The sequence below is a fragment of the Pantoea sp. MQR6 genome, from assembly GCF_022761075.1.
GTDB classification, from domain to species: Bacteria; Pseudomonadota; Gammaproteobacteria; order Enterobacterales; family Enterobacteriaceae; genus Pantoea; species Pantoea phytostimulans.
On record NZ_JAKYXB010000001.1, the window covers coordinates 1,224,320 to 1,238,173 of the forward strand.

The 13,854-nt window shown below is 52.2% G+C and carries 10 protein-coding genes; 5 read left to right on the forward strand and 5 right to left on the reverse strand.

Annotated features, from left to right (window positions below):
• Positions 1-38: 38 nt before the first annotated feature.
• Both MUG06_RS05660 and oqxB read left to right on the forward strand, forming a co-directional pair.
• Entirely contained in the window at positions 39-1,199 is a 1,161-nt protein-coding gene (locus MUG06_RS05660; protein ID WP_243078004.1) for an efflux RND transporter periplasmic adaptor subunit, read from the forward strand.
• Positions 1,200-1,211: 12 nt separating this feature from the next.
• Entirely contained in the window at positions 1,212-4,364 is a 3,153-nt protein-coding gene (gene oqxB, locus MUG06_RS05665; RefSeq protein ID WP_243078005.1) for a multidrug efflux RND transporter permease subunit OqxB, read from the forward strand.
• Between the two features lie 109 nt (positions 4,365-4,473).
• Here oqxB and MUG06_RS05670 read toward each other — a convergent pair whose 3' ends face one another.
• Entirely contained in the window at positions 4,474-4,962 is a 489-nt protein-coding gene (locus MUG06_RS05670; protein ID WP_215846876.1) for an Rrf2 family transcriptional regulator, read from the reverse strand.
• A gap of 190 nt (positions 4,963-5,152) precedes the next feature.
• Positions 5,153-6,337, reverse strand: coding sequence for an MFS transporter (locus MUG06_RS05675; RefSeq protein WP_243078006.1), 1,185 nt, complete (start codon positions 6,335-6,337; stop codon positions 5,153-5,155).
• Between the two features lie 213 nt (positions 6,338-6,550).
• Between MUG06_RS05675 and tus the strand changes: the two genes are divergently transcribed.
• Positions 6,551-7,480, forward strand: a complete 930-nt coding sequence (gene tus, locus MUG06_RS05680) for a DNA replication terminus site-binding protein (RefSeq protein WP_215846877.1) — start codon at positions 6,551-6,553, stop codon at positions 7,478-7,480.
• A gap of 59 nt (positions 7,481-7,539) precedes the next feature.
• Here the strand turns inward: tus and fumC are convergent, their stop codons facing one another.
• The gene (gene fumC, locus MUG06_RS05685) at positions 7,540-8,937 is read right to left on the reverse strand and encodes a class II fumarate hydratase (RefSeq protein ID WP_243078007.1); all 1,398 of its coding nucleotides are present in this window, start codon (positions 8,935-8,937) and stop codon (positions 7,540-7,542) included.
• A gap of 187 nt (positions 8,938-9,124) precedes the next feature.
• Between fumC and manA the strand changes: the two genes are divergently transcribed.
• The gene (manA, locus tag MUG06_RS05690; RefSeq protein ID WP_243078008.1) at positions 9,125-10,309 is read left to right on the forward strand and encodes a mannose-6-phosphate isomerase; all 1,185 of its coding nucleotides are present in this window, start codon (positions 9,125-9,127) and stop codon (positions 10,307-10,309) included.
• Positions 10,310-10,433: 124 nt separating this feature from the next.
• Positions 10,434-11,933, forward strand: coding sequence for a YdgA family protein (locus MUG06_RS05695; protein WP_215846879.1), 1,500 nt, complete (start codon positions 10,434-10,436; stop codon positions 11,931-11,933).
• A 100-nt stretch (positions 11,934-12,033) separates the two neighbouring features.
• Here the strand turns inward: MUG06_RS05695 and uraH are convergent, their stop codons facing one another.
• The gene (gene uraH, locus MUG06_RS05700) at positions 12,034-12,450 is read right to left on the reverse strand and encodes a hydroxyisourate hydrolase (RefSeq protein WP_215846880.1); all 417 of its coding nucleotides are present in this window, start codon (positions 12,448-12,450) and stop codon (positions 12,034-12,036) included.
• Between the two features lie 216 nt (positions 12,451-12,666).
• Positions 12,667-13,698, reverse strand: coding sequence for a Mal regulon transcriptional regulator MalI (malI, locus tag MUG06_RS05705; RefSeq protein WP_243078009.1), 1,032 nt, complete (start codon positions 13,696-13,698; stop codon positions 12,667-12,669).
• Between the last annotated feature and the right edge of the window lie 156 nt (positions 13,699-13,854).

The window sequence follows — 13,854 nt, forward strand, 5'->3', positions numbered from 1 at the left end:
CTGCGGGCCGTTTTTTCCTTTTAGGCGGAATAACAATAATGAACAGACAAACGAAGTGGGTTCGTCAGGGTTCTACCCTTCTGGGGATGGTGCTGCTCATCAGCCAATTGAGCGGCTGCGATAACGGTGTGGCGCAAAACGCCCCGCCACCACCGCCACAAGTCAGTGCAGCAGACGTGCTGATCAAACCGGTTAGCCAATGGGATAGCTTCACGGGGCGCGTTGAAGCGGTGCAGAGCGTGCAGCTGCGTCCGCGCGTCTCTGGTTATATCAATGAAGTGAATTACCGCGAAGGCGATGAAGTGAAAAAAGGCCAGGTACTTTTCACGATCGACGATCGCAGTTATCGCGCCGCGCTGGAGCAGGCAAAAGCGGAACTGGCACGTTCGCGCAGTCAGGCCAGTTTGGCACGCAGCGAATCTGCGCGTACGGAGAAACTGATCGGAACGCAGGCGATTTCTCGCGAAGCGTGGGAACAGCGTCGTTCGGCCTCCAGCCAGGCGCAGGCTGATGTGTTAGCGGCTGAAGCCGCAGTGGATATGGCGCAGCTGAACCTCGACTTCACGCGCGTGACCGCGCCGATTGATGGCCGCGCCAGCCGCGCGATGATCACCTCCGGCAATTTAGTCAGCGCAGGCGACAGCGCCAGCGTGCTCACCACATTAGTTTCGCAAGAGAAAATGTACGTCTATTTCGAAGTCGATGAAGCGACCTTCCTGCATTATCAAGCGATGACGCGCCAGGGCCAACAGCGTAACGCGCTGCCGGTTGAGATTGGATTGGTGGACGAGCAAGGTTATCCGCATCAGGGCAAGATCGATTTCCTCGACAATCAATTAACCGCCAGCACCGGCACCATTCGTATGCGCGCCCTGCTCGACAACCCCCAGCGCCAGCTCACGCCAGGCCTTTATGCGCGCGTCCGTTTACCCGGCAGCGCGCAGTTTGATGCACTGTTGATTGACGATAAAGCGGTATTAACCGATCAAGATCGCAAGTACGTTTACGTCGTTGATGGTCAGGGCAAAGCGCAACGCCGTGATATTCAAGCCGGCGCCATGGTTGACGGCTTACGTATTGTTAAGTCGGGACTGCAATCGGGCGATCGGGTGATTGTTGATGGTCTGCAAAAAGTGTTTATGCCTGGCATGGCGGTGACTGCACAGCAAGTCGCCATGCGTGCGACAGCCGCTCACTAATTCGAGGCCGTTATGGACTTTTCCCGCTTTTTTATTGATCGGCCGATTTTTGCCGCCGTGCTGTCGATCCTGATTTTCGTGACCGGCGCTATTTCAATTCCGCTGTTACCGATCAGCGAATATCCCGATGTGGTGCCACCCAGCGTACAGGTTCGTGCTGAATATCCCGGTGCCAACCCCAAAGTGATTGCCGATTCAGTGGCCACGCCGCTTGAGGAAGCGATTAATGGCGTTGAGAACATGATGTACATGAAATCGGTTGCCGGCTCCGATGGCGTGCTGGTCACGACCGTGACTTTCCGCCCGGGCACCGATCCCGATCAGGCGCAGGTTCAGGTGCAGAACCGTGTGGCGCAGGCCGAAGCGCGCTTACCGGAAGATGTACGCCGCCTGGGTATCACGACACAGAAGCAGTCGCCGACGTTAACGTTGGTGGTGCACATGTTCTCGCCGAACAGCACCTACGATTCGCTCTATTTGCGCAACTACGCAACCTTAAAAGTGAAAGATGAGCTGGCGCGTCTACCGGGCGTAGGCCAGATCCAGATTTTTGGTGCAGGCGAATATGCGATGCGCGTCTGGCTTGATCCCAACAAAGTGGCCGCTCGGGGCTTAACCGCTTCGGACGTGATTACCGCGATGCAGGAGCAGAATGTGCAGGTTTCTGCCGGTCAGCTTGGCGCGGAACCGTTGAAAAAACAAAGCGATTTTCTGTTGTCGATCAACACGCAAGGCCGACTGGAAAGCGAACAGCAATTTGGCGACATCATTCTGAAAACCTCAGATGAAGGTTCGCTGGTGCGACTGCGTGACGTAGCGCGCATCGAAATGGGTTCAGGCAGTTATGCCTTGCGTTCGCAGCTCAACAACAAAGATGCCGTCGGTATTGGTATCTTCCAGGCACCCGGCGCGAATGCCATTGACCTCTCAAATGCGGTACGTGCCAAAATGGATGAACTGGCCACCCGCTTCCCCAACGACGTGAAATGGGCTGCCCCCTACGATCCGACTGTATTCGTGCGGGACTCGATCAAAGCGGTGGTCAAAACGCTGCTGGAAGCGGTGGTGCTGGTGGTGCTGGTGGTAATTCTGTTCCTGCAAACCTGGCGTGCGTCGATCATCCCTTTGCTGGCGGTGCCGGTTTCAGTGGTCGGTACGTTTAGCGTGCTTTACCTGCTGGGTTTCTCCCTCAATACCTTGAGTCTGTTCGGGCTGGTTCTGGCGATAGGCATCGTGGTTGATGATGCGATTGTGGTCGTAGAGAACGTGGAACGAAATATTGAGATGGGATTGTCGCCCAAAGCGGCAGCGCATCAGGCGATGCGTGAAGTCTCTGGACCCATTATCGCTATTGCTTTGGTGCTGTGTGCGGTGTTTGTCCCGATGGCGTTTTTGTCGGGCGTGACCGGGCAATTCTATAAGCAGTTTGCGGTTACCATTGCGATTTCCACCGTGATCTCCGCCATTAACTCGCTCACGCTATCACCCGCACTGGCGGCCATGCTGTTGAAGGATCATCATGCGCCAAAAGATATGCCAACGCGCCTGATTGATCGCCTGTTTGGCTGGCTGTTCCGTCCCTTTAACCGATTTTTCCAGCGCAGTGCGCACGGTTATGAGTCGATGGTGGGCAAAACGTTGCGACGTCGCGGCGCGGTCTTTGCGGTATATGTGCTGTTGCTGGCGGGCGCGGGCTGGATGTTCCACAGCGTGCCGGGGGGATTCATTCCCACCCAGGATAAGTTGTACCTGATTGGCGGCGTGAAAATGCCAGAGGGTTCATCGCTGGCGCGCACCGATGCCGTGATTCGTAAAATGAGCGAAATCGGTATGCAAACCGAGGGCGTGGCGTATGCGGTGGCCTTCCCCGGCTTGAACGCGCTGCAGTTCACCAACACGCCCAACAGCGGCACGGTGTTCTTTGGTTTAAAACCGTTTGATCAACGCAAGCACAGCGCGGCGGAAATCAACGCAGAGATCAATGCGAAGATTGCCCAGATACAGCAAGGATTTGGCTTTTCGATTATGCCGCCACCGATTTTGGGTCTGGGGCAAGGATCGGGTTATTCGCTCTATGTGCAGGATCGCGCGGGTTTAGGCTACGGGGCACTGCAAACCGCAATTAATACGCTTTCCGGCGCGGTAATGCAGACGCCAGGGATGCAGTTCCCGATCTCATCTTACCAGGCAAATGTGCCGCAGCTGGATGTGAAAGTGGACCGCGATAAAGCCAAAGCGCAAGGTGTGTCGCTGACGGAGCTATTCAGCACGCTACAAACCTATTTAGGTTCATCCTACGTCAACGACTTCAACCGATTTGGCCGCACCTGGCGAGTCATGGCGCAAGCCGATGGCGATTTCCGCGACAGCGTAGAGGACATTTCCAACCTGCGTACTCGCAACGATCGCGGCGAAATGGTGCCGATTGGTAGCATGGTCAATATCACCACCAGTTACGGGCCCGATCCGGTGATTCGCTACAACGGCTATCCGGCGGCGGATTTGATTGGTGATGCCAATCCGCGGGTGCTTTCTTCGGCGCAGGCGATGGCGCAACTGGAAACGATGTCCGATCAGCTGTTACCAAATGGCATGAATATCGAATGGACCGATCTGAGTTATCAGCAATCCACACAAGGCAACACCGCATTGATTGTGTTCCCGGTTGCCGTTCTGCTGGCGTTTTTGGTGCTTGCCGCCCTTTACGAAAGCTGGACGTTACCGCTGGCGGTGATCCTGATTGTGCCAATTACCATGCTTTCGGCGCTGGTGGGCGTTTGGTTAACTGGCGGTGATAACAACGTGTTTGTTCAGGTTGGATTAGTGGTATTGATGGGGCTGGCGTGTAAGAACGCCATTCTGATTGTGGAGTTTGCCCGCGAACTGGAAATCCAAGGCAAAGGGATCGTGGAATCTGCGCTGGAGGCGTGTCGCCTGCGTTTACGCCCTATCGTGATGACATCGATTGCCTTTATTGCTGGCACCATTCCACTGATATTAGGCGAAGGTGCTGGAGCAGAAGTACGCGGTGTTACCGGGATTACCGTGTTCGCCGGGATGCTCGGCGTCACACTGTTTGGTTTGTTCCTGACGCCCGTATTTTATGTCGCTCTGCGTAAATGGGTGACTCGTAAGGCACCGAAAGAAACGTTGCAACCGGCGTGATGTGAATAAAAAAGGCAATCTTCGGATTGCCTTTTTTTTGGAAAAAGATTGAGCGTCGTTTTTTAAAACAGGCTTAAAGCATGGAAACCGGGACAGAAAAAAAGCCGCATCAGCGGCTTTTCTTACAGAAGTCTTCGACCTCATCGGGTTCAGGCACAGCGGTACAGTTGCTGGTGTCGCGTTTCTTTAGCTCATTGAGCGCATCGGCGACGGTACGTTTAGCTAACACATCCAGCGACGCCTGCTCGGCTTCGTCTGCGATGGATTTGAAGTACCAGCAAAGGTTGGCGCTGACCAGACAACGTGGTGCGACATCAGGGCGCGATGCCCAGATTTTCTTGTCTTCAATCACAGAGACATAGATGTCACGTAGCGTGATGTCTGCAGCAGCACGCCCCAGATGAATCGAACCGGTTCTGCCTAACGTCGAGACGATAATACCGTCACGTGTTAAAGGAACCATCAGTTTGCGTATAAAGCTGGGATTGGCTTCAAGGCCATAAGCCAGAACTGCGCTGGTTGAGCGTTTTCCCATTTGCTCCGCCATCGCTACGCTAAGAACCATTTGCAAAGCTGTCGGGAAGCGGTAATCAAGCATTTCTTTATCCTGAGTTGCGGTGCATCTTATTGTTTTATTGCCGCATAAGTGAACACTGAATGAGCAATAAATATAACAAACACTGTTGCTTTTTTGAAGCAAGGCCACAGCGACAAGGCACGTATTCACCAAAGCCCGCGGCACGATAGCACAAGGTGCTTAGCCTGCTAACTGCCAAATTGTTCTGGCGTTAGTTTATCGCTGCCGTAGGTGCGGGAAGCCTTTGTTTTAGCACCATGACCAATAACACGTTAATGATTGCCAGGACGCAAAGCAACCCTAGCGTGGCGGGTGCGCCCAGGGTTTCGAACACATAACCCCCTACCAGCGGTGTGAGTGCCTGACCAATCAACGCCGGGCGCGCCATCCGCCCGACGACAATTGCATAGGCTTCCGGTTTGACCATCGCCAGCGGTAAAGTTCCCCGCACGATGGCACGTAATCCATTTCCGGCACCGTAAAGCACCATGCTGAGCAAGGCCATGTGGGGAAAGCAGGCTAATAGCAGCAAGCCGATCGCCACTAATCCCACCGAAAAAAAGGTGGTCCAGATAGGATGCCCACGCTTAAAAGCGATATCAACAATGCGCGATCCCACCTGACACGGGCCCAGAATGGCGCTGATAGCCAACGCCGACGTCAAGCTATGACCGCTGGCCTGCAGCAGGCTGATCAGCTGCACTGAAATCGCCGTCATAATCACCGACGCAAGCGTGAAAATGGCACACAGCAGCCAAAACAGCGACGGTGCGATGTCGCTGTTAGTCTGCGTTGCGGATTTCGGTTTCAGGTTGCGAACCGGTTTGACATTGGGTAGCGCATAAAAGTAGGCAGGTAGAACAGAGAGCAGAAGCATAGCGGCGATGGCAAAGCAGGCGCCACGCCACGCTAGCCAGTGAATAAGCAACGCGGTGCCGGGCCAGACGAGTGTGGTGCAAAATCCAGAAATCAGCGTGATGCCGGTGATCGCCGAACGCGCCTGGCCGCCATAACGTGTTCCGAGCGTGGCAAACAGCGCATCGTATAAACCCATTGCCATGCCAATGCCGATAATGACCCAGGCAAACAGAAACAGCGCCAGTGATTGGCTCAAGCCCATGATCACCAAGCCTACGGCCATGACTGCCCCACTTAAGGCCAGCAGCAGGCGCCCCCCCGTTTTGGCAATGATGCGTCCGCTCAGCGGTGCCAGCAATCCTGACACTAAAATGCCGGTCGATAATGCGCCGTAAACCCATTGTTGCGACCAACCGGTTTCCGCAACAATGGGATTCGCCATCACCGCCATCAAATAGAACGATCCGCCCCAGGAAAGTATCTGCACTAAACCCAACGTGATAATGGCGGCCACGCCTGGTTTGTTTGTTTGGTTCACTACTGAAATCCGTTAGCTGGCAAAGCATTTTTATAACATGTTCTGGGATAAGGAAAAATGGTGACAGAAGCGAAGCTACCCGCTTTTCTCTGTTTAGCCTGAATGCAGGCACGATTTTAACGAATACTTTTAAAGTATGTTGTAACTATAATCACTATTGCGGGGGAAATTAACTTCTGCGACAGTAAGGATGTTGTAATTAAGGAGGCGAATATGGCGCGCTACGACTTAGTGGCAGATCTACACCAGTGCGTAAATGATTTAGAACGGGCGCTTGGTCGCCTGAGAGCGACCCTTGAATCCCAACCGTTGCTGATTGCACGCGTATTTAGCCTGCCGCCAATTGAAAAAGGCCGCGAGCATGATCCCATTACGCAAATTGAAGTTGAGCAACATCTGGGAGAAGCCGCGCGCGACATGGCGTTGAATCATTATTGTCGCCTGTTCATGCAGCATCAGTCGGAAAAACTCAGTACCAAAGCAGCGGTGCGCCTGCCGGGGGCGATTTGCATTGAATGCGATGACGCGATGGAGCAGGCGATCACTGCGCAAGTTGATGAGGTGAATCAACTGAAAGCGCTGCTGGAAAAACTGATCACCGTTGATTCGGGTTTACCAAGTGAAGCGCGCTTCGAATTCGTCCACCACCATTTTCGCGGATTGATTACATTAAACGCTTACCGCACCGTTTCTTTACTGCAAGCGCCAGACAGCCTACGTTTTGGCTGGGCGAACAAACATGTGATCAAGAATGTAACGCGCGAAGAAATCATGGAAAAGTTGGATAAAAGCCTCAAGGCTGGACGTTCGCAAGCACCGTGGTCGCGCGAACAGTGGGCGCAAAAAGTTCAGGAGGAGTTGGAAAGCGTGCGGGCATTACCCACATCCGCTCGCTTGAAAATCAAGCGCCCGGTAAAAGTACAGCCTATTGCGCGTGTTTGGCGTGCCGATGAGAAGAAACAAACTCAGCTTGCCTGCCCTTCGCCGATTTTGGTGTTATGCCGCGATCGCACACAGGTGCCTGTGCTGGGTGAACTGCTGAATTATGACGCGGATAACATCGCTTACCGCCATAAACCCGCCGCTGAGCAGCTCTATTTGCTGATTCCCCGCCTGCATCTTTGGGTGGATGTGCCGGTTTAGGCAAATAAAGCCGGTCATAAAAAAGGCCAGCATCACGCTGGCCTTCCCGACTAAAACACTTACTGCTTCATGCTGCCGACCATCTCTTCCGGGCGAACCCATTCATCAAACTCTTCTTCGGTGAGATAACCGAGTTTCAACGCTGACCCTTTCAGCGTCAGCCCTTCTTTATGTGCCTTCTTAGCAATTTCAGCCGCTTTGTCGTAACCGATATGCGTATTCAAGGCAGTAACCAGCATCAACGATTCATTCAGTAATTGCTCAATACGCTCACGTACGGGTTCAATACCGATCGCACAGTGATGATTAAAGCTGTCCATGCCATCGGCCAACAGGCGAATCGATTGCAGGAAATTATGAATCACCATCGGACGGAAGACGTTGAGCTCGAAGTTACCGGATGCGCCGCCCATGTTAATGGCCACGTCGTTACCCATCACCTGGCAGCACAACATCGTCATCGCTTCACACTGCGTCGGATTCACTTTGCCAGGCATGATTGAGCTGCCCGGCTCGTTTTCCGGGATAGCAATTTCGCCGATGCCGCAACGCGGGCCCGACGATAACCAGCGCACATCATTGGCAATTTTCATCAATGAAGCTGCCAGCCCTTTCAACGCACCGTGCGCATGCACTAAAGCATCACAGGTTGCCAGCGCTTCAAATTTATTGGGTGCGGTGACAAAAGGCTGCTGCGTTAACTCTGCCAATGCTTTAGCCACGCGAACCGCATATTCCGGGTGCGTATTTAAGCCGGTGCCTACCGCGGTGCCGCCCAACGCCAGCTCGGCAACGTGCGGAATGCTCTGCTCGATATGTTTAAGGTTGTGCTCCAGCATCGCCACCCAGCCGGAGATTTCCTGGCCTAGCGTGAGCGGCGTAGCGTCCTGAAGATGCGTTCGACCAATCTTCACAATGTCTTTGAAGGCTTCAGACTTTTCACTCAGGGTTTTCTTTAACACATGGATTTGCGGGATCAGCTGCTCACGCAGCGCAATCACCGCGGCAACGTGCATCGCCGTCGGAAAGACATCATTAGAACTTTGGCTTTTATTTACATCATCATTAGGATGCACTAAACGCGACATGCCGCGCTCGCCGCCGAGGATTTCACTGGCGCGGTTCGCCAGCACTTCATTCATGTTCATATTGGTCTGGGTACCGGAACCGGTTTGCCAGATAGCCAACGGAAATTCATCGCTGTGTTGATCGGCGAGCACTTCGTCTGCAGCTTTAAGGATGGCTTCCGCACGTTCATCCGGGAGCAAGCCCAAATCACGGTTCACGCTGGCAGCAGCGCGCTTGGTCAATGCCAATGCATGCACCAGCGCGGTCGGCATTTTTTCAGTTGAAATACGAAAGTGTTCCAGCGAGCGCTGAGTCTGCGCGCCCCATAACTTATCTGCCGGTACATCGATGGGCCCCATTGAATCTTTTTCAATGCGATTGGCTGCCATGAATACGTCTCCTTTAGCACAGTTTTTGGGATTTAAACGCCCATAAATTGATCTGGGCGGCCGAGATTCTTACATACAATAATTTAACATTATGCGAGCCTGCCATGCTTATTGCACTTGATATGTATTTTCACTAACACTTTCTGCTTTAATAAACACAATAACTTCCCGTGATTAAGGGTAAATGATGCAAAAACTGAACAATTCGCTGCAAAATTACGCTTGGGGCAGCAAAACGGCCTTAACAGAACTTTATGGCATCGCTAACCCAAAAGGTTTACCGATGGCGGAAATGTGGATGGGTGCGCATCCCAAAAGTCCATCAACCGTAGACGACCACGGTAAAGTTCGCTCGCTGCGCGACGTAATTGATGCCCATCCAGACGCCATGCTGGGCAATCAGGTGGCTAAGCGCTTTGGTGAACTGCCTTTTCTGTTTAAGGTTTTGTGTGCTGATCAGCCCCTTTCAATTCAGGTGCATCCCAGTAAAAGCGCTGCTGAAGAGGGATTTTCACGGGAAAATGCTGCGTCTATTCCGCTGAATGCCGCCGAACGTAACTATAAAGATGCCAACCATAAACCTGAGCTGGTTTACGCCTTAACCCCTTTTCAGGCGATGAACGGTTTTCGCGCTTTCTCAGAAATGGTTTCTTTGCTGGAGCCCGTTGCGGGCGCGCATCCTCAAATTGCGCATTTTCTTCAGCATCCCGATCAAGAGAATCTTGCGAAATTGTTCACCACGCTGCTTTCGCTGCAAGGCGAAGCTAAATCACTGGCGCTTGGCGTACTGAAATCTGCCCTTAATGCCCGCGAAGGCGAACCCTGGCAGACCATCAAAACCATTGCGCTCGATTACCCAGACGATACCGGCCTGTTTTCTCCTTTACTGCTCAATGTCATTACGCTGCAACCCGGCGAAGCGATGTTCTTGTTTGCCGAAACGCCCCACGCCTACCTGAAAGGTGTTGCGCTGGAAGTGATGGCGAATTCGGATAACGTGTTGCGCGCGGGTTTAACGCCAAAATACATCGATATCCCTGAATTGATGGCGAACGTTAAATTCGTCGAGAAACCTGCCGATCAGTTACTGACACAGCCTGAGCAGCAGGAGAGTGAATTACGCTTTCCGATTCCGGTTGATGACTTTGCCTTCGCTATTCATACCTTGAATGCGGTGCCGCAGGCGGTGAGCCAGGAGAGCGCTGCCCTGCTGTTCTGTATTGAAGGTCAGGCAATCATCGCTAAAGGCACAGAGCAAGTGGTGCTTCAGCCTGGTGAATCCTGCTTCGTTGCCGCAAATGAGGCATCGATCACAGTGGCCGGAACGGGACGTTTAGCGCGCGTCTTTAACGACTTACACGGATGCGGCTGACGTTTTGGCGCTTAACTGCTATTATTTCAACCTATTAGCTAAATAACGCCCGCGGGCGTTTTTTCTTCACGCGCCGAACACGATCAGCGGCGTAGGCGGACTCAAGGATAAGGACGACTCAGCAATGAAAAAGACCAACGTTGCCGTGGGTGTGATTGTAGCACTGGGCGTAATCTGGACCGGCGCAGCCTGGTTCACTGGCAAGCAGCTCGAAACGCACATGGATCAACTGGTGCAAAACGCCAACACCCAGTTGAACGCTTACGCACCCAATAGCCGACTGAAGATTAGCTATCAAGATTATCAGCGTGGTGTCTTCAGCAGTCAGACCAAACTGGTGATTCAGGCGACATCGCAAACGGAAGACAATGCTTTGCTGAAGCCGGGTCAAAGCATCGTATTGAATGAAAACATCAGCCACGGCCCTTTCCCGTTTGCCCAGTTAAAACACTTCAATCTTATTCCGAGCATGGCGTCGGTACATACCGAACTGGCTAATACCGATGCGGTGAAAAAGCTGTTTGAGTTGACCAACAATCAGTCTCTGATCAACGCGGAGACGCGCATCGGTTACAGCGGTGCTACCGACACCGCGCTGAAAATCCTGCCTATTGATTATCAAAATGCGCAAACCGGTGAACGTGCTGCAACGAATGGCGGCGTGCTTAACGTCAGCGCTGACAGCAAGGGCGATAAAGTGTCACTGGATAGCGATATCGGTAGCGTTGCGTTAACCAGCAAAAATGAGATGGGCCAGCCGGTGCTGTTCACGCTGAATGGCTTAAAAGTCAGTGGTAACACTCATCTTAGCCCGGAAGGCGTGCGCATCGGCGATCAGGCTATTGAAGTTGAAAAGGTCAATGCCAGCATTAATGGACAAGATGCATTAACACTGCAAAAACTGAAAGGCACTTCCTCCTTTGATAATCAGTCTGGAAAAATCGGTGGCAATATCGATTATCACGTCGACAGCATCCAGCTTCAGCAGCAAGATTTTGGCGAAGCCACGCTGAAAATGAAGCTGTCGCAGTTTGACGCGCAGGCAGTTAAGACCTTCTCTGATAATTACAATGCGCAGATGCAGGATCTGCTTAACCAACAAGGCCTGGCGGATGATCCTATCCGTTATCAAGCGGGCGTTCACACCATTCTGCTGAACAACCTACCGACGCTGTTGAAGGGCTCGCCAGCCATCAGCATCGCGCCGTTGAGTTGGAAGAATGAGAAAGGCGAAAGCAGCTTTAATCTCACCGCTAACTTTAACGATCCGGCAACCGTGACGGGTGAACCACAGAGCCTGAGCGCCATGGTTAATCGTGTATTGAAAACGCTCGACACCAAGCTGAACATTAATATGCCAATGGCTACCGAAACCATGCGCCATGTTGGGCTGGCAGAAGGATATCAGGCAGATGAGGCGCAGAAACTGGCCGATCAGCAGGTCAAAGGTTTAGCGGCAATGGGACAGATGTTCCGTCTGACGCAGCAGCAGGATGATAATATTATTACCAGTCTGCAATATGCTAATGGTCAGGTTAATATGAATGGCGACAAAATGACGCTGGAGCAGTTTTTGTCTCGTTATATGCTCGGTATGCCAACCAATGAAGGCATGCCACAATAAAATTTCGCTATTTAGCGTGAATGAATAACAATGCCGACCCCGAAAGGGGCCGGCATTTTTTTATGCTTTCACTGACGTTTGGTCGGCGACGTTTAATTTATTAGTTGCCGCGATAAGTGGAATAACCAAACGGACTTAACAGCAGCGGAATGTGATAATGCTGACCATTATTTTCTAAGGTAAATTCGACGGGAATTTCAGGGAAGAACGTTTTCTGTTTTTGATTTTTATAATAATCCCCGGTTTTGAACACGACGCGATAATTGCCGCTTGTCGGCGTTTTACCTTGTGGATAGAGCGCTGGAATGCGGCCATTATTATCCGTCACGCCAGTAGCCAATTTAATCCATTTATCCTCTTGTTGCTGATCCAGTTCAACCTCAACACCTGCGGTTGGCACGCCGGTTTGCAGGTTCAGGACATGAACGCTCAGCGGATTTTTCATCGCTTCAGGCTGCGCCGCGATGGCTGAAACAGAGGTAGAAAGTAATAACGCCGCCAGTAATGTTGTTTTCATCGGTTCTTCCCTTTATTAGAAATTGAATGCAGCCAAATCTTATAGCCAGCCATGGCGACTTTAAAATTCGCGGGAAAAAATGTGAAATTTCCTAAATTAACGCTGCAAATCTATCCGCTAAATAGCGCAAATTTTACGCGAAATATTCAAAAGGGATGAAATCGCGCAAGGCCGTGGGTATGCCTGACGCGGAGAAAAAGATATATGACGAACACGCTAGGCCGACCCCCGCACAATCAGCTGCGGCGGAATAATTAAATCTTGCCGCTCCGCCGTGGGATTTGCCATGCGATATAAAATACGCGCTGCCGCTGCCCGGCCAATATCTCGCGCCGAACTGGTCACAAAGGTCAAAGGTGGATCGGTTAATTCCGCCTGCGGCTCATCACCAAATCCCATCAGCGCCATTTGCTGACCATAATAGCTGTCTACCGCGCCGCGACCAATATCACGCCCGGTGCGCAACAGGCCGAAATAACATCCCATTGCCGTTGATGCGTTATAGGCCAGAATCGCGGTTAATCGAGGATGCTGTTTTAATAGTTGAATAGCCGCGTCGGCGGCTTCTTTTTGCGTGTTACCACACTCTACGATCCATTCCGGGCGAAACGGCAAACCGTATTGCAGTAACGTCGCGCAGTAACCGCCAATACGTTCAGCTCGGGTTAACGACGCGCTGTTTCCGCCCAGCCAACCGATGCGCTGATGTCCCTGACGAATCAAATATTCGGTCGCGAGCCGCGCCGCTTGTGCATTGTCAGGACGAATCGTATCAACGTCATCAACACTGCTGGCGCGTGCAGCGCAAACCATCGCGATATTTTGCTCACGCACCCGCGTAATGATTTCTGCGGCCTGATCGGTGCCACCCCCTAACACCACGCCATCAACGCCCTGCGACACCAGCGAATCAAAACAGCGATTAAGATGCTGACCTTGCGTGCCGCTCTGGGTGAGAAACAGCAATTTGCCCTGTTTTTCCAATGCTTCACTGAGACCAGCCGTCATTTCGGCATAAAAAGGATGGCTGAGATCGCGCACGATCAAGCCGATCACGCCACTTTCGCCGCCGCGTAAGGTTGATGCAGAACGGTTGCGTACGAAGCCCAGTTGCTCAATAGCCTGATTAACCCGTAACACGGTAGCAGCGGAAATGCGCCCTTTTCCAGAAAGCACCAACGAAACAGTGGTAACGGAAACGCCCGCCGCATCGGCGACATCATTAATGGTGATTTTATGCTGCGACATGGTTTCTCAATACGTAAGCGGTCATAAAGCCTTAAACATTTCGATAAAACGTTACACCGCTGAGGGAAAAATTAATATCGCATGACGCACAAACAGTGTGATTTATCGCGCATTACGACTTGATAAAACGTTTTATCATCGCATTACTTCCTAACC

Excerpts from the sequence above, each read along its gene's own strand:
- MUG06_RS05660 (WP_243078004.1), top strand. The coding sequence starts at position 39 with ATGAACAGACAAACGAAGTGGGTTCGTCAGGGTTCTACCCTTCTGGGG.
- oqxB (WP_243078005.1), top strand. The coding sequence starts at position 1,212 with ATGGACTTTTCCCGCTTTTTTATTGATCGGCCGATTTTTGCCGCCGTG.
- MUG06_RS05670 (WP_215846876.1), bottom strand. The coding sequence starts at position 4,962 with ATGCTTGATTACCGCTTCCCGACAGCTTTGCAAATGGTTCTTAGCGTA.
- tus (WP_215846877.1), top strand. The coding sequence starts at position 6,551 with ATGGCGCGCTACGACTTAGTGGCAGATCTACACCAGTGCGTAAATGAT.
- fumC (WP_243078007.1), bottom strand. The coding sequence starts at position 8,937 with ATGGCAGCCAATCGCATTGAAAAAGATTCAATGGGGCCCATCGATGTA.
- manA (WP_243078008.1), top strand. The coding sequence starts at position 9,125 with ATGCAAAAACTGAACAATTCGCTGCAAAATTACGCTTGGGGCAGCAAA.
- MUG06_RS05695 (WP_215846879.1), top strand. The coding sequence starts at position 10,434 with ATGAAAAAGACCAACGTTGCCGTGGGTGTGATTGTAGCACTGGGCGTA.
- uraH (WP_215846880.1), bottom strand. The coding sequence starts at position 12,450 with ATGAAAACAACATTACTGGCGGCGTTATTACTTTCTACCTCTGTTTCA.
- malI (WP_243078009.1), bottom strand. The coding sequence starts at position 13,698 with ATGTCGCAGCATAAAATCACCATTAATGATGTCGCCGATGCGGCGGGC.